Origin of the sequence: Botrimarina sp. (assembly GCF_040219535.1) — a bacterium.
Classification (GTDB): domain Bacteria; phylum Planctomycetota; class Planctomycetia; order Pirellulales; family Lacipirellulaceae; genus Botrimarina.
Genome location: NZ_JAVJSH010000003.1, coordinates 37,678 through 61,952, shown reverse-complemented (window position 1 = coordinate 61,952; position 24,275 = coordinate 37,678). Strand labels below are relative to the sequence as shown.

Here is a 24,275-nt window from a genome sequence, read left to right as displayed (position 1 = left end):
GCCCGCGCCAGCGGCGGGCGACCGGTGTTCGGGCCCCCGCGCTTCGATCGCCGGTGGCTCGCGCGGTCGGCAAGAATGCGGGCCCAAGGCGCCGCGGTGATGTCCACCGACCTCAGTTTCGGCATGACCGGCTGGACCCCGGCGCAGTCTCGGAAACCTGCTGAGGTGTCCTCATCACCGAGAGACCTCAGCGAGTTCGAGTCAGTCGCAACTGCCAACGGCTGGTCCTACCGACCGCAGTTCAAACGGGACCGGATCCGCGTCGCGCGGTCCGGCCGACATCGCCGCGGCGGACGAGCGACTCGGCGTCCACCTCACATTCCCGCCAGTTCGTGGCCTTGTAAACCAGCTTCTTCTATCCGCTAGCAGCCTTCGCCATCGCTTCGCTCCTCCCTCGCTCTATCCTGCGACTCAGTCTGGAGCCCATCAAAGCGGGGACTTGGGGAGGTCGTTCGACAAAGCCGTGGAGACCGCAGACTGCGTGAGATGGTCGCCGTGCGGCGACCCAGCCAAGTCAGTCCGCACCCGGTGAACATTGAGAGACCCGCCGAAGGCTCGGGAACGCTTGCAGACCGAGACGTAGCTCTCACGCCGAAGTTGTTCACCCACACGTCGTAGCCGGCTTGGCTGCTATCGGGTGAATCGCCGTCACGCCAAACCGTGTAGTCCGCGGCATCGACGTAGCCATCGCCGTTAAAGTCCCCAGGGAGCGCCGTCGGCAAAAGTGGCATGAAGAACTCTTCCCATAACCTCTCTGCGGCGCCCGGTTGATAAACGTGGTTGGAACGCGTCACTTCCGTGAAACGCACCTCAGCGTCACCGTCAGGATAGTACGAGGTGGTGTGCACCCCGCTCCAAGCCAAGTCACCGAACGGATAGCTCAGCGTCGCATCGACGTTGACTTGCTGCGTGTCTGCAGCAATTCCATTCGAAGCATTCGCCTCAAGCCAAAAAGCCAACTGCAAGTCGTCCTGCTCGTTGCGCGGCAGCTTGTTGCCCGGCGTACCGGTAATGGGGTCTTCTTCAGACCCACGCCATATCCATATTGGCAAACCATCTGGCCTAGGAAGGTCTTCGCTTGGGACGCCGTAAGCGTCGGCCCAGCCCCCCGACACCGGTGCGATCGCCGCCGGCAGGTAGTCGCCGACGAGCGCGTAAACATTCACCATCTGGGCGCCTGACGAGAATCCCGTCATGAAAAGAGAGCTGTCATCTGCGTCGTAAGCCGAAAAGACGCTCTCGGCGACGAAGTTGAGATATTCGACATCGCTCCGCTCTGTCAACGCATCGACTTCTGCCCAGGCCGACCACGTCCCTCTGGTGGTCGCTTCCGCGCCGACCTGTGGGTAGACGACTATGAATCCGTACTCGTCCGCCACGGTGTTCCACCCAGAAGTTCGCTCGAAGTCCGCCGCGCTTGATACGCCGGGGTGCAGTGCGAATACGACCGCGACAGGGTCTATGAGACCGTCCGGAACATACTCCACCCAATATCGATCGTAGCCATTGATTTCGGCGGTCCTCTCGACGGTCCCTGCGCGCGACGTAGTGACAGCGACGCAAGCCGTGAGCAAGACAAAAGATCGGTAAAAACTGGCCATTTGTTTATGCTTCCCGAGGTCCACGCCTTAATCGAGCAAGAAGCGTATATCTATCAATCTAGTGTGGCGGTTGTCGTCTAACAATCGAATCGTTGATCTAGTCAGGAGAGACCGCTAGTGACGATTGCAGCGTAGGCTCTGAGGGTATGAGGCTGCTGGACGAGCCGCGAACCCGACGACGGCGACCCCCAGCAGCAAGGCGGTGGTCGGTTCAGGAACAGCGACGCCGGTCAGAACACGCAATTGGTCGCCGGGGGAGTTGGCGCCGAACTCCACGAGCAGCCGGTTCGGCATGTTCAATGCGACCCGGAAAGTATCCATCTGCGGGTCGGGGCCGATCCCGGGGGCGATGCTATAGCTGGTGAGTGGTGCGCCTAACAATCCGGCAGTCGCGTCTAGCGACACCGGATTGATGAGCAAGCCGATGATGGGTTCGTCGAAGTCGATGTAGCCGGCGATCGTGCTTAGTTCCCCCGGGTCAAACGATACGTAGTGGCTCGAAACGAATGAGCCCACGCCCAACACGCGACCGGGCCCGACAGGGAGCGGCGCCAGCAGCACGAGGTCTTGTTCTTCGTTGAAGGCGATAAGGTCGGGGGACTCGAACACATCCGGACCCGCCGCAGGTGGAGGAATCACCAGTTCTACGAACGTTCCTCCGGAGGTGCCGCCGTTTACCATGCCGCCGACAATCTCGGCCTGGGCTTTGCCGCCGGCGGCGGCGCACAGCGTAACCAGGGCGCAGGCCGAGCCCGCTTGCCACCAACTCATGAGACTCCTCCGTTCCGAGGGAAACGACGTACGCCGTCGCACGCGGCGGTTCCCAGGATGAACCCCGATCTAGGCCGCGCGGGCTCGCAGGATCCGTCAAAATTTGGCGAGAAAGAATCGCAACAGCCCGGTCATCTCGGTCCGCCGGGCCGATGTAGTCGATGCCCAGGACTTTCCGCTGTCTCAGCTAGAGTCCTCCTAAGTTGGTGTAATCCTCGGCGCCGGTACCGGCTAGAGGGGTTTCACTTCGAGAAGAGACGCCCGCCCGGCCCGTGAGAAGGAATGACGAAAATGCGTTTCCGTGTCGCCAGCGTGCTCGCACCGACGCTCGTCCTGGTCGGTAGTCCCGTAGCCGATGCCGCGCATGAAACGCGGTTCGTCTGGCCTGGATCGACCGATCCGGCGATCCGGCCGGTCGACTTACCCAACGCCGAAGGCGTCGCACTCCCAACCCACTTCGTGGCGACGGATCCGAACGCAGCCCCCCATGGATCGCCTATTTCTCTGGCTCCCGGGCACCGGCGGTGCACCGACCCAGTACCGATCGCTGCTTGGGCTGGCAGCTAGGCTCGGCTACGACGCCGCGGGGTTGGTTTACGATAGTTGGCCGCCCGTCAATCTGATCATTACCAACAACCCCGACCCCGACCTGCCCGAGGCGATTCGCCGGGAGTGACTCTTCGGTGAAGACGAAGCTCCCGAACCGGTGTCGGTCGATACGAGCAATAGCGTCCTTGACCGCGCTGTGCGTCTTCTCGAACACCAGATCCCTAGGCATCCGACCGAGCGATCGGCGAACTCCCTCACTTCCGTGGGGAAGCTCGTCTGGAGCCGTGTGGTTGTTGGAGGCCATTCCCAAGGGGCAGACCACGCCGCCTGCTTGAAGCAAGCAGTATCTGCGGTCGGTTGCCTCAGCCGCGGCGAGTTTGGCATTCGGCTGCGGCGCGTCGGTCGCGAAGACCTCCGAAGATATCCAGAAGCCGACCGGCCGGCTTCCGCGAGCCGCCAAGTCTCCTAAGTGCGACCCACCGCGGCGAGTTCGCAGCTGGGCGTGGGGGCGTGATGAGACGCACGGGCTGAACGCGCTCACGTCGGGCGATCGGGGCGAGGGATGCGGCGCTTCGATCGCCCGCGGCTAGCGCCGTCGGCTCAGGGGGGGCTCACTCTAGCGGGATGCCGGCGGCGGTGAGCTGTTCTTGCAGCCGCGCGACGTCGATCTCTTGGACCGCTGCGCCGGCGCCTGCGGCCGTGGCGGCGGCGATCCCGGCCGCTTCGCCCAGGTGCATCCAGGTCGGCTCCAGGCGGATCGCGCAGAAGGCCACGTGGCTGGCCGACACGCAGACCGGGACCAGCAGGTTGTCGCACTCTTGCCGCTTCGGCGTGAGCGCCCGGTAGGGGATGTCGAACCGCTCGCCCGCTTGCCAGATGCGGCCCTCGTTGACGAAGTGGCCCTCGTCGACCGCGTAGCGGGCCGCGTGGTGGCAGTCGATGAAGTGCGAGCCGACGTGCACCGTGTCGGGCTTGTCGCGGTTGTCGGTGATGTCGGCCTGGGTGAGCACGCACTCGCCGCGCAGGCGGCGCGCCTCGCGCACGTAGAGCTGCCACGGCCAGCCGCCGTTGTCGGTCCACTCGTCGGCGCAGAGCCCGAGGGGCTGCATCTTGTCCCGCACACGGGGCGGCACGCGCGGGTCGGTCTTGAGGAACCACAGCAGGCCGTGCGTGTAGCTCTTGAAGGTGTCGTGGATCGCGTCGCGGGTGGCGGGGTCGGCCTCGGCCCAAGGCTGGTGCGCGGTCGGCAGGCCCATCGACACCACGCCCCGCTGCGTGTTGTTGAGCTCGACCTTGCTCGAGTTGGAGATCGGGTAAAGGCCGATCACCTCGCGCAGGCTCTTGACGACGCCGCTCTCGAGGCAGCGGGCGAGCAGCTCGTAGCGCGACGCGTCGTAGTCGGAGGGCTCTTCGATCGGCTTCTGGGTCGAGCGGTCGCTCGTCAGGTTCAGGCGGATGTTGTAGCCGACGGGGATCGGCGTGGCCGCGTGCTCGATCGGCGGCTCGCCGGGCAGAACGCCGTACAACAACGCGCCGCCCTCGCCGTAGGGCGACACGGGGACCGGCGCGTCGAGGTAGCGCACGCCGGCGAGCGGCTCGCCGAACTCGCTCCGCGCCTCGCGCCCGAGCGCGTACGACACCCCGGCCGCGGCCACCAGGTCCCCCTCGTAGGAGGCGTCGACGAACACCTTGCCGGCGTGGGTGGCGCGGCTGGGGGCGTCGACGTTGCGGGTGCGGACGCTGCGGATCGTCGGCCCCGACTTGTCGACGCCCGCCAGCCGCGCGCCGTAGCGGACGGCGACCCCTGCCTCGGCGAGCATCTCGAGGAAGACCGCTTCGGCGACGCGCGACTGCCAGACGCGCGCGCCGCGGGGGTCGGGGTCGGTCCCGCTGCGTCGGGCCGCTTCGCGGGTGAAGCGGTCGCAGAGGCCGCCGAGGGTCTGGCGGTCGAGGTGCTCGCCCTCGTCGCGGTTGAGGCCGCTGGTGCTCATGCCGCCCACGTGGCGCGTGGGCTCGAGCAGCACGACCGACGCCCCCTCGCGCGCGGCGGCGATCGCCGCGGTGATCCCGCCGGGCGTGCCGCCGTAGACGACCACGTCCCACGGGCCGCTCGCGCCGGCGCCCCGCTCGGGCTGCGGCTGCGCGACCGACTCGGCGCCCCGCGCCGGCGACACAGCCAGGCCGAGCCCGATCAGCAGCAGCGTGGCGAGGAGCGACGAGCTCTTCACGTTCGTTCGAGTCATGGGCGCTTGGCGGCGGGCGCGGGAGGGAGCGACGACTTGCTCGGTCACGGCCGGCGAGACCGCGCCGCGAGCGAGGCCAGCAGCGCGGCGACCAGGCCGGCGGCCGCGGAGGGCTCGGGCACGGAGGCCGCCGTGGCGGTCGCGCCGTAGTTGTCTCGCCAGGTGTCGTAGTCGGAGGGGGTGAACGTGTCGCCGAGGCCGTCGCGCCACACGGTGTAGTCGGCCGCGTCGACGCGGCCGTCGCCGTTGAAGTCGCCGGGCAGCCCCTCGGCGCCGAAGAACGAGCCGGCGCGGCTGAGCGGGTCGCCCGTGTTGTAGACCGCCGCGGCGAAGAACTCGGCGAACTCGGTCTCGTCGAGGCCGGCGGGCATCACCAGGCCGAGGTCGACCAGGCCCGAGAGGTTGACCCCGGCGGGGGCGGCCTCGGGGGTGAGGTTGATCCAGCTCAGCTCGCCCAGCAGGGCCGTGCTGAGGCCGCCGGTCTCGGCCGGGTCGTTGAACGAGGCCGGGCCGAAGCCCGATCCCTCGGACGCCAGCAGCGAGAAGCCGGTGAGCTGCGCGCCGCCGGCGTCGATCCGCAAGCGGCCGGTGGCCGAGTCGTACAGCAGCGCCGCGCCGGCCGGACCGGGCCCGGACAGGCTGGTGAGCACGCCGACCATCGCGTCGGCGACGGTCACCGCGCCGTCGTTGATGGTGTCGCCGTCGACCCAAGATACTTCGCGCAGCGGGTCGCCGATCTGGATCGACTCGTCTTCGATCATCGACAGGCCGACGTTGCCCAGCAGCGGGCTGAGGGTCAGGTCGTCGGCCGTGACCGATCCGTTGCGGTCGAGGTCGCCGATCCGGTAGGCGGCGGCCGCGAAGCGGCCCAGGCCGACCTGTTGGTTCGCGTCCTCGTTGGCCGGGTCCTCGTCGACCGAGGTCTGGTTGATTTCGATGTTGCTGTTGGCGCGGATGATCGTCGGCAGGATGCCGCCCGTTTCACCCGACACGTCGCGCCAGCGGCCTTGCAGTCGGAGGGTGGTGATGTCGCCGATCGGGTCGGTGAGCACGAGGGAGTCTTGGCTCTCCGGGTCGGCGAGCACGCTGCCGGCGCCCAGGCCGTTGGAGCGGAGCGATCGCCAGTTGCCGTCGCCGCTGGCGTCGGGGTTGAGCGTGCGCCACTCGACCTCGTACTGGAAGTCGCGGAAGTCGTTGAGGCGGACGACCGCGCGTTGGTCGAACAGGGTGTTGAGCACCGGCTGGTCGCCGTCGGCGTCGGTCGGGTCGTCGTCCGGCGGTTCGACGCCGTCGCTAAACAAGAACGCGCCGTTGAGCTCCCGGTAGTTGAGGTTGGCGAAGTCGAGCTGGCCGTTGGGGGAGTTGCCGTCGAGCACGTCGCGGACGACCGGCTGCTGCGTGGTCGGGTCGATCACGACCTGGCCCCCTCCGTCGACCTGGTAGAGCGCGCGGCGGGGCTTGGTCTGGTTGGCGCGGGTGCCGCCAGAACCGGCGCTGTTCTTGGTGTTCCAATTGTTCCCCAGCCGCACGCCGGTCCCCTGGTCGTCCTCGAGGGTCAGGTCGAGGTGGGCGATCTCGGTCGAGCCGGCGGCGAAGTTGGAGAAGCTCGAGAACTCGAGCCACACCACGTGCGTGTCGAACTGGCTCTGGGAGAGCGAGAACGGGCGGGTGGCCTTCTGGAACACGTCCCACTGCTGGCCCGAGTCGATCGGCTGGCGGATGTCGTAGGTGAGCACCGTGGGCCCAGCGCCGCCGGTGATCGGGTGCGGCTTGCCCGTCTCGGTCCCGTCGATCTGGCGGCCGATCTGCCAGGTGCTGATGTCGATCAGGCCGTTCTTGGCGCGGCGCACGTCGATCGGGTCGAGCTGCCCGAGGTCGCCGATCAGGTTGGTCCAGCCGCTGGGGTCGCCGGCCGTGTAGTCCTCGACAATCCCCTGGGCCGGAGCGGTCGCGGCGCCGAGGGCGGCCAGCGCAAAGTATCCGAGCATTCCCTTTCGCATCGGGGGTCTCCGGTCGGGGTGTGGTTTAGCGAAGAGGTGTTCGATGAGCGTCGTGCCGGCGAAGCGGCAGCGCAGCTGCGCGCGTCCGCTAGATCGATTTTCGCGGCTGGATGCGCTAGCAAGCGGGGAAGGGATACCGCCGCGCGGCGCCAGAAAAGTCCGCCTGGGCCCGCGATGCGCCGGAATCTACCACCTAGGGGATGCCGCACGCGAACGGTTTGGGCGCGCGGGGCCGCTGCGCGGGCGTTCAGCGGACCGGGTGACCTGGGCCTTGGGCTGGGCCTTGGGCTGGGCCGAGTTCGTCCGGGAAGCCTACCAGTCCCTCGCGCCGCACGACCCAGCCCGGCGGGAAGCCCGGCGTGGCGGGGCCGCCGTCCCAGCCATACGCCATCAGCGCGACGGCGGCCAGCACGCCGCCGTTGGCTGGCAGGTAGCAGGGCAGGCGGTCGCTCTGCCGGCAATGCCCGTTGGCGAGGAAGCGGTTCTTTGGCGAGTCGAGCAGCAGGCAGTCGATGGCCGCCTCGGGCCGGACGAGCCGGGCGGCGGTCATCGCCATCATCGGGCAGTCCCACCCCCAGGTCGATTCGAGGTCCCAGTTGCGACGAACGTCGTCGAGCGTGGCGCCCATCGTGGCCGGGTCGATCAACCCAACCGGGGGCGTGACGCCCAGCGCGGCCAGCATCGACGGGTGGTCGATCCGCCGCGTGTACGGCGGCGACTCGATCGCCGTGTAGACGCCGTCGCGCACGGTCGGGGCGGCGATCCCTTCGGCGACCGCGCGCCATCGGGCGGGGGGCTCTTCGCCCAGGCGCCGCATCCACTCCGACGCGACCCGCAGGGCCCACCGCCACTGGGCCAATTCGAACGTTGGGTTCATCACCGGCTGCCCGTCGACGGGGCGGTAGCACTCTTGGGCTGGGATCAGCACCGGGCCGAGCGCGTAGCAATCGTTCTCTGGGTCGTGCGACGCGTAGTCGGCCATGAACTGGGCCGTGGCGCGGACCACTTCGCGGAAGCGGTGGAGGGTCTGGTTGTTGGGCCGCGCACGGTAGACCTGGGCGGCGAAGAAGATCGGGTGCGGCTGCTGCCAGACGAGGAACTCGCCCACGCCGCTCGGGCTGCTGAGGCCGTCGGGGCCGGTCATCTTCGGCCACCGCACTCCGCGGTAGCCCTGCCGCTGGGCGATCGCGCGGGCGGCGGGGAGTGTGCGGTCGTACCAACCGAGGCTGCGCTCGAGCAGCGCCGGCCGCCCCCACGCGGCGAAGTGGGCCGCGTGCCACCAGTGCATCTCGAGGTGGCTCTTGCCGAACCAGCTGTTGCCCATCAGGCCGGTCTCTTGCGGCGGCATCGATCCCGCGCAATGAACGGCCGTGAGGAACTGCGACAGCACAACGCGCCGCTCGAGCTCGCGCCATCGCGGGTCGGCGCTGCGCGACAGGTCGACGGCGGCGCCGCCCTGCCAGAAGCGCCGCCAGTGTTCGGCGGCGGCTCGGCGGGCCGAGCCGAAGCGTGGCGGCGGGGGTCCGTCGGTCGGCCCGGCGGCGCCCGGTCGCTCGAAGAGGAACGTCGCTTCGAGCCGCTCGGCGCACGGCTGAATGAATCGCAGCAGGTGCGGGTCGTCAGCCGCGCCGGCGGGTTGCGCGGCGGTGGCGATCCGGACGCGGTGGGTGGGGTCGTCGATCGCGCGGTCGACCCGCCAACCGTCCTCGGCGGGCGACACGCGGGTGGTGTGGCTTTCCGGGCGGTCGTACCGCACGCTCGCCGGGCCCCACTCGCCGGTTGGGTAGCCGAAGCGGATCGCCACGCCGAGGCGGCGCTCGGCTACCAACCGCGACTCGACCCGCACGGCGACCGCGTCGACGCGCGGGTGGACAACCGTGCGGACGACGACCGGCACGCCGTCGAGCGTGAAACGGCTCTCCGCCGCGCCCAACCAGAGCGACACGGTCTGCGACACGTCGGTCAGGTCGTCTGCGGCGATCGCCGCGCCTGCCGGGCGCCACAGCGAGATCCTGCCGAGGTCGATGCGGTGGGGATTGGCGCGGAAGTACTCGCCGGCCTCGGACTGCTGGCGGTCGGCGTAGGTGACCTGACGGCCGTGTGCCTCGTACGGCGTGAGCGTCTGCTCGTACCGGAGGCCCGCCGTATTCGGGAAGCGGCTCCACGCCCATTGGGCCATCGTCCCCAGCGGCTGGGCGCCGGCGGCAGGAGTGGGGAGCGTTTGCAGACCGGTGACGTCGAACGAGACGGCGAATTCCCCGTTGCCGAGCGACGCCGGCGCCTCAGGCCGGTAGCGATCGAAGCGGAGCGTGTGCCGCTCGACGAGTTCGCGGCGGTCGATGGCTTCGCGGCCGTCGAGGGGCTCGCCGGCGGAAACCGCGACAGCGGCGATCAGCGCGAAGGCCGCGCCGGAATGGCTACGCATCGTGCAAGAGATCGTTCAGGAGAGGGCCACGGCGTCAGCGGACCGACCGCTCCACGCCGAACGCGAGCGGCAGTTGCTTGTCGTCGGTCTTGTCTTGCAGCTCTTCGAAGAGGAGGCTCGGCTGGATGTCGCGGTTGTGCTGGTACTTGCTCGCGTACTCGGTGATTTCTCCGGTCAGCTCGTGGTAGAAGATCTGGCAGATCGGCACGCCCGCGTACACACGCACCGGCTGCACGGCGAACATCTCGAGCGTCCAGAAGCCAGAGAAGCCGACGTCGCCGAAGCCGGCCGTCACGTGCACGAACAGCCCCAGCCGGCCGACCGAGCTGCGGCCCTCGATCTGCGGCACCAGGTTGTGCGTGGTCGTGCGCTCGGTGGTGCGGCCCAGGTAGAGCTGGTTCGGGCTCAGCACGAGGCCGTCGTCGGGGATCGTCAGGCGGCGTACGCGGTTGGGCTTGGCCATGTCGAGCACGACCTCTTCGTAGACCATCAGCTCGTTGTGGAGCGTGAGGTTGTAGCTGTTCGGGTTGAGCCGCGCAGGGTCGTAGCCCTCGATGACGATGTCGCCGCCCAGGCGGCGTTCGATTTCTCGGCCGGAGAGGATCATGCGAAGGCGGAAAGGGGAAAGGGGAAAACGGAAAGGAGAGCTCCGTCACGACGCGAATCTCGAGGCTGGGCCGTCATCTGTATTCCGCATTCCACTTTCCTCTCTCGAAGCGCCGTTCGGATCGGCCCTCAGTGTAGGGTCGGAAGCGCCACGGCGCGTTGCGCCTGCGCAATGTCACGTGTCCGTAGCGAGCGTGCCGACCACGTCGGCGACGCGCTTCGCGCCGAGGCTCGCCAGCGCAGCCGGCAGGGCTTCGAGCACCGCTGCGGCCGCCGTGGGGCGGTAGAAGTTGACGGTCCCGAGCTGCACGGCCGACGCGCCGGCCACGAGGAACTCCATCGTGTCGTCGATCGTAGCGACGCCGCCCACGCCGACGATCGGCGTGCGGACCGCTTGGCTGGCTTGCCACACGCAACGCAGCGCGATCGGCTTGATCGCGGGGCCGCTGAGGCCGCCGACGACGTTCGCCAGCAGCGGCCGGCGCTTGCGCCAGTCGACGCCCATCCCGAGCACCGTGTTGATCAGTGTGATCGCGTCGGCGCCGCCGGCCTCGGCTGCGCGGGCCATCACGGGGATGCTGGTCACGTTCGGAGTGAGCTTGGCGAGGACCGGCAGGTCGGCGGCGGCGACCGCTTCGCGGACGACCGCTTCGCAGCGCGACGGGTCGCTGCCGAAGTCGACCCCGCCCGACACGTTCGGGCAAGAGAGGTTCAGCTCCACCGCGGCGGGGCGGATCGCCGGGTCGGCTTCGGCAAACCGCCGCGTGAGGCCGACGAACTCCTCGTGCGTGCGCCCCGCGACGCTGACCACGATCGGCGCGCCGACCGACGCCAGGTACGGCAGGTGGTGCAAGAGGAACGCGTCGGCGCCGTCGTTGTCCAGGCCGATCGCGTTGAGCATGCCGGCGGGCGTCTCGACGGTGCGCCACGGCGCGTTGCCCTCGCGCGGCGTAGCGGTGACGGTCTTCGGCAAGATCCCGCCCAGCCGCCCCAGGTCCACGAGCGACGCCATCTCCCGCGCATAGCCAAACGTGCCCGAAGCGACCAGCACCGGGTTGGGCAGGCGCAAGCGGCCGAGCGTGACCGACAGGTCAACATCGGCCGGGTCGCACGACACGGCGGCGGGGAGTTCGGTCCCGGCTGGCATGCGAGCGGGCGGGGGAAGCGGCGGCAGGGCGGGGCTGACATCCCGGAGCCTACCCGCTGGCCGCATCCCGTCCCAGCGGCCCCCCGCGGCGCGATGCCGGCGCGGAGCGTGCTTGTTCGCTTGTTCGCCCGCGCGACGGCTACAAGACCAGGCCGCTGGTGCGGTAGGGCTTCATGTGGCTCGGCGAGTCGAGGAACCAGACGCGTTCCCACTCGTCGAGCAGGGTCCGCAGGTCTTCCGACGTGTACAGAAGCTGCTGCGCGCGGCGGGCCGGGTCGGCCGAGTACATCGGGATCAAGCAGCCGGTGCTCGAGCCGATCGTGCCCAGCGCCAGCAGGCAGAGCAGCCACGCCCGGGGGCGGAGGGCTCGAGAGCCGGCAAGGGTTCGACGCTTTTGCGAGACGGGTCGCATGGGATGTCACTCCTCCGTGAGTGCGGGGCGAGGGGCCCCGGGTCGAGGGTCGCTAGTCGCTCGGTCCGCCGACGGCCTTCCTGGCTTGGCGTGACCTAATCCGTTGTGAGCTGGTCGTTTAGCGGCGGTCGAGGGTGTCGGCGCCGGAGATTCTCAAAGCGGTGCGTCAGGTAGGCAAAGGCGTCAGTTTGGCCCGGAGCCTCAGGTTGGCCCGAGAGTCAAGTAGGGGAGTCGCCGGGGGCGCGGTTGTAGCCGGTAAACGGCGCCGAGTCGCCTGCGGCGTCGGTCGGCGGGGCGTCGGGGTGGTGGTCGGGAGCGTACGCGCCGCGTCCATTGGCCGAGGCCTCGCCGGCGCCCCTTGGCGGGGCGCCCTGCGACGGAGAATTCTGTGGCGGATTGCCGCCGGCGGCGGCGCGCTGGGCCGCTTCGGCTTCTTGGCGCTCGCGAAGGGCGGCCTCTTCGGCGGCGCGGCGCTCCAGCTCCCGGACCCGCTCCTCCATCTCTTTGCCCGGCTTGAACGTCACGACGAACTTCTCGGGCACCGAGACCTTCTCGCCGGTGCGCGGATTGCGGGCTTTGCGAGCCGCGCGGCGCTTCACCTCAAACACGCCGAAGTTCCGTAGCTCGATCCGGTGGTCCTCGACCAGCGTTTCGACGATCGCGTCGAAAGTCTTCTGGACGATTTCCTTCGTCTTCAATTGCGTCAGGCCGATCTCGTCGGCGATCGTTCGCACGATCTCTTTCTTGGTCACGACCGACTCCCCGGCTCCGAAGGCGAAGCTCCCTTGCCAGCAGCCCAGACGCCGGGCCGAGAGGGGCTTCTGAAAAGCCTTCTTAAGACTGGAACTGTCGCCCCAAGTGTAAGTCTGGCAACGATTAGTGTCAACATTCGTCGCCCCAACCCCGCGCGCCGGCGCACGCTCGGCGGGCGCCGAGGGGCCGTCGGTGTTCGATCGTTGAAGGGACCTAAGTGACATACAGGCCGGTAGTTACGACGATTCGCTTGGTCTGGTTTTTGGGTCTAGGCCGTAAGTCGTTGTCATCCAATGACTTGCGGCTGGCTACGCACGAACGGCCCGCCGGCGCTACGGCGCCAGATAACCGTTACGAACCTCATCGGCGCCCGCGCCCGCGTTCTTTAGCCAACCCGCAAAGTCGGCAGATTTCGCGCGACCGCTCCGGCCTCGCTGGGTATGAGCGGCTCAGATCCGGATCACACGCCGCAGGTCCTCGATCTCCTCGGGCGCGTAGAGCCGCCCCTGCCCGCTTCCGGGGCACGCCTGGCAGGCCTCGGCCCAGGCTTCGGGAGATTTGAGGTTGGAGTCCCAGAAGGGCCACGTGCGGCATTGCCGCGGCCGCGCGGAGTAGACGGTGCAGCGGCGGGTTTCCGCGTCGAGCATCACGCAGTCGCCGTCGGCGCGCTCGGCGAGGCTCTTGCGGACGCCCACCTCGATGACGTTCTCCGCTTCGAACCGGTCGACTGTTTGGCCCCGCAGCTCGGCCATCGCGGCGATCTCGGCCTTGTTCAGCCACACGTAACCGGGGTCGCCTGCGCAGCAGTCACCGCAGGCGGTGCAGGTGAAGCGGAGGCCATCGCGGCGCCACTGTTGGTCGTCGACGCCAGTCGGTTGGGCCATCGGACTCGGTGCTCGGGGTCGAAAAGGTGCGGACGGGCCGGATCGTACCGCTGGAGACGCGTTGCGTGGTAGGTGGTGGGATGTTGGCGGTTCTCAGTGGTCCGTTGTCAGTTGTCAGTTGTCAGTTGTCGAATCACGTTGGCGACGACCTAGAGACCACGGTCAACGGACCACGGACAACGGACCACTGACAACTCACGCCGTCAGGCTGGCGAGCAGCTCGCGGATCTCGGGCATTTCGCCGTAGCTTGCGGCGAGCAGCTTGATGGGGTGGATCGTGGGGACGGGCGAGTTTTGTTCCATCTGGGTGCGGCACGAGCCGCACTCGGTCGAGCCGAGTTGGTGCCGGCCGCTACGCATCTCGGACAGCAGTGGCAGCCCCGCGCGGAGGCTGCTGCGGTAGTTGCGCCGCGCCAGGCCGTACGTGCCGGCCATGCCGCTGCAGCCTTTCTCGATCCGCACCAGACGCAACTCGGGGATCAGCCGCAGCAGGTTCTCCGCCGGCGAGCCGATGCGCAGCGCCTTCATGTGGCAGGGGGTGTGGTGGGCGACGTGGTACGGGAGCGGCTGCAGGTCGAGCCGCAGGCGGGCTTCGACGTGCCGGCGCCACAGGTAGTGGCAGGCCTCGAACGTGTTGGCGGCGACGAGCTGGGCGTCGTCGTCGTCGGGCAGCAGGTGGAGGTACTCGTGCGTGATCGCTAGCACGGCCGAGGGCTCGGTCGCGACGATCGCGTAGCCGTCGCGCACGGCCTCGGCGAGCCGCGACACGTTGCGCCGCGCCAGGCGCCGGGCGGGCTTCAGCGCGCCTTGGCTGATGAAGGCCATGCCGCTGTGGGTCTGGTCGGCGGGGGCGTAGAAGCCGACGTTGTGGCGGCGGACGATCCGCTCCAGCGCGACGCCCAGCTGCGTGTCGAAGTGGTTCGCGTAGGTGTCGACGAAGTAGAAGACCTTCTCCGCGGCGGGCGAGGGGCGGTTGAGCCGCCGCGACGCGGCCTGGCTGAGGTAGGTCCGCCGGGCGACGGGCGGCAGCTGGCGCCCGGCCGCAAGGCCGACGGTGCGCTCCAGGACCCAGCGGCCGGCCGGGCTCGACAGCACCGCGTTGGACAGCGCAGGGCTGCGCGACGCGACCTTCGCCAGCGCGTCGATCCGGGCGGCCCACCAGGCCTCGCGCTGCAGGCCGTTGGTGGTCACGTAGCTGGCCTTCGCTTCGAGCATTAGCCGCGGGATGTCGACCTCGGCCGGGCAGTCCAGGCGGCACTGGTGGCAGTTCACGCAGAGGTCGGCGACCTGCTTGGCGTTGTCGAGCAGCAGGGTCTCGGGGGGCAGCTCGCCGGAGAGCACGGCCCGCATCAGGTTCGCCTTGGCGCGGGGCGAGGCCTCTTCGCGCGGCGTGTAGCGGAAGATCGGGCACATGCGGACCTCGTCCCCCTTGGAGCGACAGGCGCCGCACCCGTTGCACGCGCGGGCCGCCTCGGCCGCTTCGCCCGGTTTCCAAGCGAGCTGCAGCTCGACCAGCGGCTTGGCCGGGTCGGTCTCTCCGGTCGCGTCGCCGGCGGCGTCGCCGGCGGGGGATCGGACGGGCGCCTCGTGGCCGGTCGTGCGCAGGTGGTGGGTCATCCGCCCGCCGGGCGAGGGAACCACCTTCGCCGGGTTGAGCACGCCGGCCGGGTCGAACGCGGCCTTGACCGCGCGGAACACGTTGACGAGCGGCCCGTGTTGGCGCGACGCGAACGGCGTCCGGCTGAGGCCGTCGCCGTGCTCGCCGCTGATCGACCCGCCGAGCAGCCACACCGTGTCGTAGAGGTCGCTTGCGAGGGCCTCCAGTCGACGCACGTCGGCGTCGCTGCTGAGGTCCAGCAGCGGGCGCACGTGGAGCTGGCCGTGGCCCGCGTGCCCGTAGACCGACGCGGTCACCTCGCGCCGCTTGAGGATCTGTTGCAGCCGCAGGAAGAACTGGGGAAGGGCCGCGGGCGGGAGGGCGACGTCCTCGACGCCCGGCACCGCCTTCCGCACCCCCTTCAGCCCGTGCAACGCGGAGACCAGGTGGCGCGCCATGAGGCTGAAGAGGGCCTGGTCTTCGGGCGTTTCGGCGATGATCACGTCGGCCGCGAGCGACTCGTGGCTGCGGGCGAAATCGGCGAGCCGCGCGAGTTTCCCGCTCAGCTCGGCCTGGTCGTCGGCGAACACCTCGACGTGCAGCACGGCCTCGGCCGCGCCGGAGAGCATGACCTCGAGCCGGGGGTCGATCTCACGCGCGAGGTTCAGCAGGCGGCGGTCGATGAGGTCGCACGCGCACACGCCCATCGGCGTGAGCATCTGGGCCGCCTCGGCGGCGACCTCGAGGCTGGGGAACGTCAGCAGCATGGCGCCGGTCGCGCCGGGCGCCGGCACGGTCGAGAGCGTCAGGTCGGTGATCAGGCCGAGCGTGCCCTCGCTGCCGACGAGCAGCTGTGTGAGGTCCAGCTCGCCGGCGCCCAGCGCGCGGTCCAGCGCGTAGCCCGACGTGCTCACGCACCCGCGCGGCGTGTACTCTCGGATCGTGGGGCGGAGCGGGTCGAGCATGCCCAGCAGCCGGGCGGAGAGCGCGGCGGCGGCCGGGTCGGCGTCGGCCGGACGGGTCGACACGACGCGCCCTCCGCCGGTGACCAGCGTCACGCCGACCACGTGCTCGCGCGCCGAGCCGTACGCCAAGCGGCGGCTGCCGCTGGAGTCGACGGCCGCCACGCCGCCGAGGGTCGTGACCTGGGTCATCTCCGGGTCGGGCCCGAACAAGCGGCCCGACGGGGCCAGGCGGCGGTTCAGCTCCGCGTGCACCAGGCCCGGCTGCACGCGGACCGTCGGGCCGTCGTCCGACACGATCCGCCGCATGTAGCGCGAGAAGTCGACCACGATGCCCGGCCCCAGGCACCCGCCCGCCAAGCCCGACCCCGCGCCGCGGGCGTGGACGGGCGTTTCGACGCTGGCCGCGTAGCGGACGGTGGCGACCACGTCGTCGGTGAACCGCGGCCGCACGACCACCGCGGGCTGAACCTCGTAGAGGCTCCCGTCGGTCGCGTACAGACGCCGCGACAGCTCGTCGCTGAGCACGTCGCCGGCGATCAGTCCGCGGAGGTCCTCGGCGATACGGCTGGGGACCTGGGGCATGCAGCTCGGGAGAATCGGCGCCGCGCGGGTCGCGCGGCGGGGGCGGAGGTGGACGACTCTCTCTTATCTTACTCGTGTGCCGCTAAGGATTCTCTGGGGGCGGTCCACGCCGTGTGCTGAGAACTCCTTGCTCAGCGCGGCGGCGCCGACTGGGCGGAATAGCGTGAAGCGATGGGAAGAGCACGGCCGCGGAGGAGCGAAGGGCGGGGGCCCTCGCTTCGGTTGCCCGAGGCTACGGCCGGCGACTCGGGCGCCGACTCAATTCGCGCTGAAGGGCGGGGGGAATCCGCGGGGCGGGGCCGATCGGTCGCCGAGCGGCGCGCCGAGCGCGGCGAGCAGGTCGGCCGCGCGGGTCGCCGCGTCGAGCTCGGCCAGGGCGGCTTGCTTCGCGTCGCGCGGCAGCGGCAGGGCGTAGGCGGCCAGGTCGGCGAGCAGCCCCAGCGGCGTGTCCCCCTCGAGCAGCTCGCGGAGCGCGTCGGGCGTCTGCTCGGTGGGCAGGGCCGCGCGGAACGCGCTTATCAAGCGGCTGCGGAGCGCGGCGGCGAGGGCGTCGGTCGCAGGGGGCTCGGCCTCGCTCAGCAGCTCGACCCGCGCCCGGCGGAACGCCAGCGGGGGCTCGATCTCGTCGAGCAGCCGCACCCGCGCCACGCCCGCCAGCAACAGGTTGTAGCGGCCGTCCTCGAGCCGGTGGTGGGTGACGATCGACCCCAGGCAGCCGATCGCCTCGAGCGGCGGGCGGCTCGCGTAGTCGGTCTCCCAGCCGGGGCGGAGCACGGTCATCGCGATCAGCCCGTCGCCGGCCAGGGCGTCGCGCATCAGCTCTCGGTAACGCTCCTCGAAGATGTGCAGCGGTTGCACAACCCGCGGGTACAGCGACGGCGCCGGGAGCGGGAACAGCCGCGCAACGCCCGAGAACGACGACGGGTCGAACTCTAGGGCGCTCCAATCGGGCTGGGAGGGGTCGTCGGAGGGGTCGTTGGTCATCGGCGGCGGCGGGGGCGGCTGGTCAGTCGCGGCTAGAGAGCGCCATGAACAACCGCAACACGTACCAGAACAGCAACGCGACCGACGCGAACAAGGCGAGCGAGGCCGCCACGTGCTGGCCCGGTTGGTAATGGTGCATCACGTTCGACGTGTCGTAGAGGATGTACGCCGACGCGAAAACGATCATCGCGACCGAGAACCAGATTCCCATGTTGATCGGGAAGATGAAGCTCGCGACGATCAACGCCAAAGCGCCCAATCCCACAATCCCCAGCGCGGCCCCGAGGAAGCTAAAGTCCTTGCCCGTGAGCCACGGGATCGCCGACAGCCCGGCGAACAACACGAGGGTCGTCAGCGCCGCCGCGCCGACCACGTTGACTTCTTGGCCCGGCATGTACTCGACGGCCATGTCCTGCGCGAACCAGAGCATCGGCGCGAGGAAGAGGGCCTGGGCGAACACGTACAGCCACAGCCCGGCGTACTGCTTGCTCACGGTCGCCGTCGGGTCCATCGCCCAGCGGTTGGCGATCCAGCTCGCGCCGATGAAGCCGGCGAGCATCAGCAGCATGCCGTAGGGCGTCCCGCCCAGCGCGCGGGTGAACCACTCGGCGAAGCCGGTGCGGAACATCACCCACAAGATCGCCGCCAGGCCGTACACGGCCGCTGCCAAGTGCATGTAGGTCTTGCGGACGAACGCGACCCGCTCGTCGGGCGCCGCGTCGGCGACGACGCCCCTTCCAAACGCGGCGTACGGGTTCTCAGCGGCGATGTCAGCGGCGGCCATCGGGGCGTGCCTTTTTGGGGGATGGGAGGGGGCCGGCGAAGCGGAATGGGGGTTGGGCAAGCAGAGCTGCCGACGCAAGCCTATGGCTAGAGTCGGCCTCCCACAACCATTTGCTGCGCCCAAGAGCGACAAACGGCTGGCGCCCCCGCCCCGCCCGCCCCCGCAAAACCCCTACCACGCCGACCTCCCCCCCTGGCGCCGACCGACATGCCCGCTCCTCCCCCGCCGCCGCCACCCCCGGATGACGACCCGTCCCGCAAGGCCCAGGCGCGGCGGGTGCTGCGGCGGCTCAAGGCCGATTACCCGGACGCCGTGTGCGCGCTGCGGTTCGACACGCCGGTGCAGTTGCTGGTGGCGACCATCTTGTCGGCCCAGTGCACCGACGAGCGGGTCAACCAAGTGACCGAGAAGCTCTTCGCCGCTTGTCCCACGGCGGAAGACCTCGCCGCGCTGCCCCTGCCCGAGCTGGAGGCCTACATCAAGCCGACGGGCTTCTTCCGCAACAAGGCCAAGAACATCCACGCCTGCTGCACGGAGCTGGTCGAGCGGCACGGCGGGGAGGTCCCCCGCACGCTCGAGGAGCTGACGCCGCTGGCCGGGGTGGGGCGGAAAACGGCTAACGTGGTGCTCGGCACGGCCTACGGGATCGCGTCGGGCGTGGTGGTCGATACGCACGTGGGCCGCCTGAGCCGCCGCACGGGGCTCACCACCGAGACCGACCCGGTGAAGGTCGAGCGCGACCTGATGGGGCTGTTGCCCAAGAGCCGGTGGGTCGACTTTTCGCACCAGATGATCTACCACGGCCGCCGGGTCTGCGACGCGCGGCGGCCGAAGTGCGAGGCTTGCTCGATGCGGCGCTTCTGCCCCCGGGTGGGGGTCGGTTGATGAGGGACGAGGGGTGAGGGACGAGGGATGAGGGAGCTCGTGAGCCTGTGGGAGGCACGCCTCCCACGCTTGGCCTTTACTTGGCCTACAACTATCCCACAGTTGCACGCAGTTGACCCACAGTTGAAACGCCTGCCGCGGCGGTTTCTAAGTGAGCGGTCCCGCTTGGCGCCGCGGAGGTGACACCGCCCGATCCCCGTCTACGCCCACGCCAGCCGCCGCCGGACCGAACCCAACACCGCAACCTGCCCCTGCGCCCCGCCATCCCCCTATCTGCTATGCGCGCCCTCTCAGGCATCCAACCGACCGGCCCGTTTCATTGGGGCAACTACTTCGGCGCGATCCAGCAGTACATCGCGTTGCAAGACGAGTGCGACGACGGCTCGTACTACTTCATCGCCAACCTGCACGCGCTGACTACCGTCCGCGATAAGGACAAGCTGCGGCAGTACACGCTCGACGGCGCGATCGACCTGCTGGCCCTGGGGCTCGACCCGGACAAGGCGGTGCTGTTCGTGCAGTCGGACGTGCCGGAGGTGACCGAGCTGTGCTGGCTGCTGCTCACCGGCACGCCGATGGGCCTGCTGGAGCGGTGCGTGAGCTACAAGGACAAGCTCGCAAAGGGGCTCAAGGCCGACGCGGGCTTGTTCACCTACCCGGTGCTGCAAGCGGCCGACATCCTCGCGTACGACGCGACGGTCGTGCCCGTCGGCGAGGACCAGCTGCAGCACATCGAGGTCTGCCGCGACCTCGCGCAGAGCTTCAACCACCACTTCGGCGAGACCTTCGTGCTCCCTAAGGGGAAGGTGCTCGACCAGTCCGCCCGCGTGCCCGGCACCGACGGCGAGAAGATGAGCAAGAGCTACGGCAACACGCTCGCGGTGTTCGACGAGGCGAAAGCGCAGCGCAAGCAGATCATGCGGATCCAGACCGACAGCCGGCCGATGGACGAGCCGAAAGACCCCGACGGCGACGTGCTGTTCGACTTGTTCAAGCTGGTCGCCACCGAGTACGACGTCGGCCGCATGGCGGCCACCTATCGCCAGGGGGGCTTCGGCTACGGCGACGTCAAGAAGGCCCTCGCCGACGCGGCCGAAGCCTACTGGGCCCCCGCGCGCGAGCGCCGCGCCGAGTGGGCCGCCAAGCCGGGCGAGGTCCGGGAGATCCTCGCGGCCGGCGCGGCCAAGGCCCGCCAGCGGGCCGCCGACGTGCTGCGCCGGGCTCAACAGGCGTGCGGCGTGCGTGGGTGGTAAGATAGGGTATGGACCCGTCGATCGATGAGATCCGCCGCCGACTCCGCGACGAGCTGCCACGGCTGCGGCGCGAGCATCACGTCGAGACGCTCGCCCTGTTCGGCTCGCGCCTGCGCGGCGGCCACCGGCCGGACAGCGATCTGGACGTGCTGGTGACTTTCAGCGAGACGCCAGGCTTGATGGCTTTTTTGGCGTTGCAGTACGAGCTGTCCGACCTGCTGGGAGTCGAGGTCGATCTGGTGCTGAAACGGTCGCTCAAGCGCTTTATCGGCGAACGGGTGCTTGCGGAGGCCGAGCCCGTATGACCGGCGACCAACGTGGCCTTCACGACTACTTGCGCGACATCCGCGACGCGTGCAACGCGGCGGCCGAGTTTGTTGCGGAGATGGACTACGAGACGTTCGTGACGGATTTGAAGACACAGTACGCGACTACTACGAGGCCGACGCCGAGCAGGTCTGGCTGACAGCGACGGCCGAGGCGCCGCGGGTGCGAGACCTCGTTGATAAGCTTATCGACCAAGGGCTCTGACCTCGTTTGCCGGCGATGTGCCGCGCAGCGCGCCCCAGGCGTGTGGCGTGCGCGGGTGGATAGGATAGGGCCCCCGGCCTCCCAGGAGACTCCAATGGAAAAAGACGACCTACGCGAACTCGCCCGCAACGCTTCGCGGCAGCCGTTCCGCATCCGCATGACGGGGGGAGAGGTCTTCGACGTGCGTCACCAAGACTTCATTTCCGTGTCGGACTATCACGGCTCCGTCATCATGGTCGAGGAAGGAAAGGAGCACATGCACATCTTCACATTGCTGAACATCAGCACGATCGAGATGCTCCCGACCGCCGCCGAGGCGGAGTCGTCGACCAACGGCGAGTCGGCATAGGGCGCGCCCGATGGGCGGCGCGCTCTCCCCGGGCTGACGCCGCTGGGGCTCAGACCCGCTTTCTCCAGCGGCGCCCCGCGCGCCGGCGCGAATTTGACGGGTCGCCTGTGTCGGCTTACAGTGCGGGCCCGCCGGCGGCCGTTGGCTGTCGGGCCGAGCCCCCCTCAGCCGCCGAGTCGGACGTGTATCGGACCCTAGCCGCAGCCGCGTTGGCCGTCGTTCTTGTCGCGGCGCAGCAGGCGCAGGCCTACCTCGTGCCCGGGCCCTACCAGGTCCACTACGACGACGGCTACCAAGCCGGGTACGACTTCGGCTTCGCCGAGGCGTTCCCCGTCGGCGCCGCGCGGGGCGTGACCGAGGGCACAGCCGACGGCGACGCCGAGGGCTACTCGGTCGGCTACGACGAGACCTACTACCCCTCGTACAGCCAAGCCTACGACGAGCACTTCGGCCCCGCGTACGACGCGGCCTACGCCATCGCCTACGACGCGGCTTACCCCGAGGGTCACGGCGACGGCGCCGATTACGTGCGCGAGCTCGTCGCGACGAACGAGCTGCTGGTCGTAACCCAAGACGGAACCGTCCTGAGCGGTAGTTTCGGATTTGTCACAACGTCGTTGATCGACGACGGGTTTTCGAGCCTGTTCGGCGCCGAATTCACGAGCTGGAATAGCACTCTCTTCGGCAGCGTTGACTTCATCACCCCCGCCGAGGGCGTCGATCCTAGCCAGCACTACTACGACTTGGGGTTCGAGGTCGGCGAGCCGCTCGGTCGCACCGACGGCGACGAGGCCGGCTACGAGTCCACCTACGACGCGGCGTTCGCCGCCGGCTACGAAGCGGGCCTCGTCACGGGCCGCGAAGAGGGGGTCGTCGAAGGCCTGCTCAACGGCGCCGCCGACGGGACCGCCGAAGGAACCGAGGCAGGCGAGTCCGTCGGTGATATCGTCGGCTACCGCACGGGCGTCGACGACGGCGTCGCGTGGGCGTGGGGCCAGCTCGAGTGGACCGCCGTGGGCTCGATCGACCTGGGCGAAGTGCGCCTCGCCGCGCCGGCCTACTTCGCCGTGCACCGCGACACGGCCACGCCCGAGCCGACCGGCGCGTTGCTCCTATCGGCCCTCGCGCTGGGGTCGATCGCGATCGGCCGCCGCGGCCTCTGACCGCCGCCCCCTCGGGCCTGCTGGCCGTTTCGCACTCACGGGACGGCCGCCATCTCGCTGCGGAGTGCCTGCGCGGCTACGATGAGCCCCGTTCCCAACGGCGCAGGAGGTTCTTGTATGGCCACGTACACGGCGGCGATCCGCCAGTCGGGCGAGTGGTGGATCGGCTGGATCGAAGAGGTTCCGGGCGTCAACGCGCAGGAGAAGACCCGCGAGGCGCTCCGTGAGTCTCTCTCCGAGTGCCTTGCCGAAGCACTCGAGATGAACCGCAACGAGGCCCGCGCCGCGGTGGGCGAGGGGTTTGAAGAGATCCCCATCGAAGCATGAAGCGGGTCGATCTCCTGCGCCACTTGAGCCGACAAGGATGCAGCCTGATCCGCGAAGGCTCGCGACACTCGTGGTGGGGCAAGGTCGGGACCTCGCGTCGATCCGCCGTGCCGCGGCATCGAGAGATCGACGACCGCCTGGCCAAGAAAATCTGCCGTGACCTCGGCGTCGATTCCCCCTGATCCGAACATGCAATTCCGCACCCGCGCTATCCACGTTGGCCAAGAGCCCGACCCCGCTACCGGCGCGGTGGTGCCGCCGATCCACCTGGCTTCGACCTTCGTGCAGCCCGGCGCGGGGGAGGAGGGGCCGTTCGAGTACTCGCGCGGCAAGAACCCGACCCGCTACGCGCTAGAGCGGACCGTGGCCGACCTGGAGGGCTGCGGGCCCGACGCGCCCAACGGCGGCGGCGCGATGGCGTTTGCCAGCGGCATGGCGGCCACCGCGTGCGTGATCGCGTCGCTGCGGTCGGGCGACCACGTGCTGGCCGGCGCCGACCTGTACGGCGGCACGTACCGGCTGCTGCACAAGATCGCCAACCGGGCCGGCGTAACCGTCACGATGGCCGACTCGACGCGGCCCGACGTGTTCGCCGAGTCGCTGCGGCCCGAAACCAAGCTCGTGTGGGTCGAGTCGCCCGGCAACCCGAAGCTGTCGATCACCGACCTGGCCGCGATCGCCGAGCTGGCCCACGCACGCGGCGCGGTCATGGCGTGCGACAACACGTTCGCCACGCCGGTCCTCACGCGGCCGCTGGAGCTCGGCGCCGACATCGTGATGCACTCGGCCACGAAGTACTACGGCGGCCACTCCGACGTGATGGGGGGCCTGCTCGCCGTGCGCGGCCAAGCCCTCTACGACGACCTCAAGTTCGTGCAGAACGCGACCGGCGGGATCATGGCGCCGCTCGAGGCGTTCCTCGTGTCGCGCGGCGTGAAGACGCTCGAGCTCCGCGTGCGCGAGCAGAGCCGCACCGCCCAGTCGCTCGCCGAGTGGCTGCTCGAGCAGCCGCAGGTCGAGCGCGTGAACTACCCCGGCTTGCCGGGCCACCCGGGCCACGACGTCGCGCGGCGGCAGATGGACGGCGCGTTCGGCGCGATGATCTCTTTCGAGCTCAAGGCCGGCTTCCACGCGGCCAAGCGGATGGTCGAGTCGACCCGGCTGTTCCACCTAGCCGTGAGCCTCGGCGCGGTCGAGTCGCTCATCGAGCAGCCGGCCAGCATGTCGCACGCGAGCTACTCCCCCGAAGACAAGGCCAAGCACGGCATCACCGACGGCATGATCCGCCTGTCGGTCGGCCTCGAGGCGGCCGACGACCTGCGCGACGACTTGCAACAGGCGCTGGCGGCCTCGGTCGGGTAACCGCCAAGACGCCAAGGTCGCCAAGAGGACGTTGTAGGGGCGGGGCTTTGACAGGATTTGCAGGATCAACAGGATAGAGTGACGGGCGCACCTAGCCGCGCT

At 69.3% G+C, this 24,275-nt stretch carries 23 protein-coding genes; 10 read left to right on the top strand and 13 right to left on the bottom strand.

The window, feature by feature from the left end; genetic code table 11:
• Positions 1-362: 362 nt before the first annotated feature.
• Together RIC11_RS00905 and RIC11_RS00900 are read right to left on the bottom strand one after the other, a co-directional pair.
• Positions 363-1,601, bottom strand: a complete 1,239-nt coding sequence (locus RIC11_RS00905; RefSeq protein WP_350207939.1) for a CE1 family esterase — start codon at positions 1,599-1,601, stop codon at positions 363-365.
• Between the two features lie 114 nt (positions 1,602-1,715).
• Complete coding sequence (locus RIC11_RS00900; RefSeq protein ID WP_350207938.1) at positions 1,716-2,372, bottom strand: PEP-CTERM sorting domain-containing protein; 657 nt, start codon at positions 2,370-2,372, stop codon at positions 1,716-1,718.
• Between the two features lie 487 nt (positions 2,373-2,859).
• On the opposite strand from RIC11_RS00900, the gene RIC11_RS00895 reads away from it, so the two are divergent.
• Entirely contained in the window at positions 2,860-3,048 is a 189-nt protein-coding gene (locus RIC11_RS00895) for a hypothetical protein (protein WP_350207937.1), read from the top strand.
• Positions 3,049-3,532: 484 nt separating this feature from the next.
• Here RIC11_RS00895 and RIC11_RS00890 read toward each other — a convergent pair whose 3' ends face one another.
• From RIC11_RS00890 to RIC11_RS00840, 11 genes are all read right to left on the bottom strand, one after another.
• On the bottom strand, positions 3,533-5,164 hold the full coding sequence (locus RIC11_RS00890) for an FAD-dependent oxidoreductase (protein ID WP_350207936.1): 1,632 nt from the start codon (positions 5,162-5,164) through the stop codon (positions 3,533-3,535).
• Positions 5,165-5,208: 44 nt separating this feature from the next.
• Complete coding sequence (locus RIC11_RS00885) at positions 5,209-7,164, bottom strand: hypothetical protein (RefSeq protein ID WP_350207935.1); 1,956 nt, start codon at positions 7,162-7,164, stop codon at positions 5,209-5,211.
• 247 nt (positions 7,165-7,411) lie between these two features.
• Entirely contained in the window at positions 7,412-9,589 is a 2,178-nt protein-coding gene (locus RIC11_RS00880) for a hypothetical protein (RefSeq protein ID WP_350207934.1), read from the bottom strand.
• A 34-nt stretch (positions 9,590-9,623) separates the two neighbouring features.
• On the bottom strand, positions 9,624-10,196 hold the full coding sequence (gene dcd, locus RIC11_RS00875; protein WP_350207933.1) for a dCTP deaminase: 573 nt from the start codon (positions 10,194-10,196) through the stop codon (positions 9,624-9,626).
• A 174-nt stretch (positions 10,197-10,370) separates the two neighbouring features.
• Positions 10,371-11,342 (bottom strand): dihydroorotate dehydrogenase, encoded by a 972-nt coding sequence (locus tag RIC11_RS00870; protein ID WP_350207932.1) that lies wholly within the window; start codon positions 11,340-11,342, stop codon positions 10,371-10,373.
• A 139-nt stretch (positions 11,343-11,481) separates the two neighbouring features.
• Entirely contained in the window at positions 11,482-11,754 is a 273-nt protein-coding gene (locus RIC11_RS00865; protein ID WP_350207931.1) for a hypothetical protein, read from the bottom strand.
• Positions 11,755-11,972: 218 nt separating this feature from the next.
• On the bottom strand, positions 11,973-12,506 hold the full coding sequence (locus tag RIC11_RS00860; RefSeq protein WP_350207930.1) for an HU family DNA-binding protein: 534 nt from the start codon (positions 12,504-12,506) through the stop codon (positions 11,973-11,975).
• Positions 12,507-12,956: 450 nt separating this feature from the next.
• Positions 12,957-13,391 (bottom strand): YkgJ family cysteine cluster protein, encoded by a 435-nt coding sequence (locus tag RIC11_RS00855; RefSeq protein ID WP_350207929.1) that lies wholly within the window; start codon positions 13,389-13,391, stop codon positions 12,957-12,959.
• Between the two features lie 195 nt (positions 13,392-13,586).
• A complete protein-coding gene (locus RIC11_RS00850) occupies positions 13,587-16,535 on the bottom strand; it encodes an FAD-binding and (Fe-S)-binding domain-containing protein (RefSeq protein ID WP_350207928.1) in 2,949 nt (982 codons plus the stop codon).
• A 258-nt stretch (positions 16,536-16,793) separates the two neighbouring features.
• Positions 16,794-17,519: an LON peptidase substrate-binding domain-containing protein gene (locus RIC11_RS00845; protein WP_350207927.1), complete on the bottom strand. Its 726-nt coding sequence runs from the start codon at positions 17,517-17,519 to the stop codon at positions 16,794-16,796.
• 22 nt (positions 17,520-17,541) lie between these two features.
• The gene (locus RIC11_RS00840; RefSeq protein WP_350207926.1) at positions 17,542-18,303 is read right to left on the bottom strand and encodes a Bax inhibitor-1/YccA family protein; all 762 of its coding nucleotides are present in this window, start codon (positions 18,301-18,303) and stop codon (positions 17,542-17,544) included.
• Between the two features lie 207 nt (positions 18,304-18,510).
• On the opposite strand from RIC11_RS00840, the gene nth reads away from it, so the two are divergent.
• The 9 genes from nth to RIC11_RS00795 all read left to right on the top strand — a co-directional run bounded on the left by nth (position 18,511) and on the right by RIC11_RS00795 (position 24,173).
• Positions 18,511-19,188 (top strand): endonuclease III, encoded by a 678-nt coding sequence (nth, locus tag RIC11_RS00835; RefSeq protein ID WP_350207925.1) that lies wholly within the window; start codon positions 18,511-18,513, stop codon positions 19,186-19,188.
• Positions 19,189-19,466: 278 nt separating this feature from the next.
• Complete coding sequence (gene trpS, locus RIC11_RS00830) at positions 19,467-20,441, top strand: tryptophan--tRNA ligase (RefSeq protein ID WP_350207924.1); 975 nt, start codon at positions 19,467-19,469, stop codon at positions 20,439-20,441.
• A gap of 8 nt (positions 20,442-20,449) precedes the next feature.
• Positions 20,450-20,746, top strand: a complete 297-nt coding sequence (locus tag RIC11_RS00825) for a nucleotidyltransferase family protein (protein ID WP_350207923.1) — start codon at positions 20,450-20,452, stop codon at positions 20,744-20,746.
• Entirely contained in the window at positions 20,743-20,907 is a 165-nt protein-coding gene (locus RIC11_RS00820) for a ribonuclease HepT family protein (protein ID WP_350207922.1), read from the top strand. The genes RIC11_RS00825 and RIC11_RS00820 overlap by 4 nt, the downstream gene beginning before the upstream one ends.
• A gap of 159 nt (positions 20,908-21,066) precedes the next feature.
• Positions 21,067-21,321: a hypothetical protein gene (locus tag RIC11_RS00815; protein ID WP_350207921.1), complete on the top strand. Its 255-nt coding sequence runs from the start codon at positions 21,067-21,069 to the stop codon at positions 21,319-21,321.
• A gap of 182 nt (positions 21,322-21,503) precedes the next feature.
• Entirely contained in the window at positions 21,504-22,484 is a 981-nt protein-coding gene (locus tag RIC11_RS00810) for a FliH/SctL family protein (protein WP_350207920.1), read from the top strand.
• 117 nt (positions 22,485-22,601) lie between these two features.
• A complete protein-coding gene (locus RIC11_RS00805) occupies positions 22,602-22,811 on the top strand; it encodes a type II toxin-antitoxin system HicB family antitoxin (protein WP_350207919.1) in 210 nt (69 codons plus the stop codon).
• Positions 22,808-22,993, top strand: a complete 186-nt coding sequence (locus RIC11_RS00800) for a type II toxin-antitoxin system HicA family toxin (protein ID WP_350207918.1) — start codon at positions 22,808-22,810, stop codon at positions 22,991-22,993. The genes RIC11_RS00805 and RIC11_RS00800 overlap by 4 nt, the downstream gene beginning before the upstream one ends.
• Before the next feature lie 7 nt (positions 22,994-23,000).
• The gene (locus RIC11_RS00795) at positions 23,001-24,173 is read left to right on the top strand and encodes a trans-sulfuration enzyme family protein (protein WP_350207917.1); all 1,173 of its coding nucleotides are present in this window, start codon (positions 23,001-23,003) and stop codon (positions 24,171-24,173) included.
• Positions 24,174-24,275: the final 102 nt, after the last annotated feature.

What these genes read in the sequence shown, in the direction of transcription:
- RIC11_RS00815 (WP_350207921.1), top strand. Translation starts at nt 21,067, where the DNA reads ATGGAAAAAGACGACCTACGCGAACTCGCCCGCAACGCTTCGCGGCAG.
- RIC11_RS00840 (WP_350207926.1), bottom strand. Translation starts at nt 18,303, where the DNA reads ATGGCCGCCGCTGACATCGCCGCTGAGAACCCGTACGCCGCGTTTGGA.
- RIC11_RS00800 (WP_350207918.1), top strand. Translation starts at nt 22,808, where the DNA reads ATGAAGCGGGTCGATCTCCTGCGCCACTTGAGCCGACAAGGATGCAGC.
- RIC11_RS00885 (WP_350207935.1), bottom strand. Translation starts at nt 7,164, where the DNA reads ATGCGAAAGGGAATGCTCGGATACTTTGCGCTGGCCGCCCTCGGCGCC.
- RIC11_RS00865 (WP_350207931.1), bottom strand. Translation starts at nt 11,754, where the DNA reads ATGCGACCCGTCTCGCAAAAGCGTCGAACCCTTGCCGGCTCTCGAGCC.
- RIC11_RS00825 (WP_350207923.1), top strand. Translation starts at nt 20,450, where the DNA reads ATGGACCCGTCGATCGATGAGATCCGCCGCCGACTCCGCGACGAGCTG.
- RIC11_RS00895 (WP_350207937.1), top strand. Translation starts at nt 2,860, where the DNA reads ATGGATCGCCTATTTCTCTGGCTCCCGGGCACCGGCGGTGCACCGACC.
- trpS (WP_350207924.1), top strand. Translation starts at nt 19,467, where the DNA reads ATGCGCGCCCTCTCAGGCATCCAACCGACCGGCCCGTTTCATTGGGGC.
- RIC11_RS00845 (WP_350207927.1), bottom strand. Translation starts at nt 17,519, where the DNA reads ATGACCAACGACCCCTCCGACGACCCCTCCCAGCCCGATTGGAGCGCC.
- RIC11_RS00820 (WP_350207922.1), top strand. Translation starts at nt 20,743, where the DNA reads ATGACCGGCGACCAACGTGGCCTTCACGACTACTTGCGCGACATCCGC.
- RIC11_RS00850 (WP_350207928.1), bottom strand. Translation starts at nt 16,535, where the DNA reads ATGCCCCAGGTCCCCAGCCGTATCGCCGAGGACCTCCGCGGACTGATC.
- RIC11_RS00900 (WP_350207938.1), bottom strand. Translation starts at nt 2,372, where the DNA reads ATGAGTTGGTGGCAAGCGGGCTCGGCCTGCGCCCTGGTTACGCTGTGC.
- RIC11_RS00855 (WP_350207929.1), bottom strand. Translation starts at nt 13,391, where the DNA reads ATGGCCCAACCGACTGGCGTCGACGACCAACAGTGGCGCCGCGATGGC.
- nth (WP_350207925.1), top strand. Translation starts at nt 18,511, where the DNA reads ATGCCCGCTCCTCCCCCGCCGCCGCCACCCCCGGATGACGACCCGTCC.
- RIC11_RS00905 (WP_350207939.1), bottom strand. Translation starts at nt 1,601, where the DNA reads ATGGCCAGTTTTTACCGATCTTTTGTCTTGCTCACGGCTTGCGTCGCT.
- RIC11_RS00870 (WP_350207932.1), bottom strand. Translation starts at nt 11,342, where the DNA reads ATGCCAGCCGGGACCGAACTCCCCGCCGCCGTGTCGTGCGACCCGGCC.
- RIC11_RS00890 (WP_350207936.1), bottom strand. Translation starts at nt 5,164, where the DNA reads ATGACTCGAACGAACGTGAAGAGCTCGTCGCTCCTCGCCACGCTGCTG.
- RIC11_RS00880 (WP_350207934.1), bottom strand. Translation starts at nt 9,589, where the DNA reads ATGCGTAGCCATTCCGGCGCGGCCTTCGCGCTGATCGCCGCTGTCGCG.
- RIC11_RS00805 (WP_350207919.1), top strand. Translation starts at nt 22,602, where the DNA reads ATGGCCACGTACACGGCGGCGATCCGCCAGTCGGGCGAGTGGTGGATC.
- RIC11_RS00795 (WP_350207917.1), top strand. Translation starts at nt 23,001, where the DNA reads ATGCAATTCCGCACCCGCGCTATCCACGTTGGCCAAGAGCCCGACCCC.
- dcd (WP_350207933.1), bottom strand. Translation starts at nt 10,196, where the DNA reads ATGATCCTCTCCGGCCGAGAAATCGAACGCCGCCTGGGCGGCGACATC.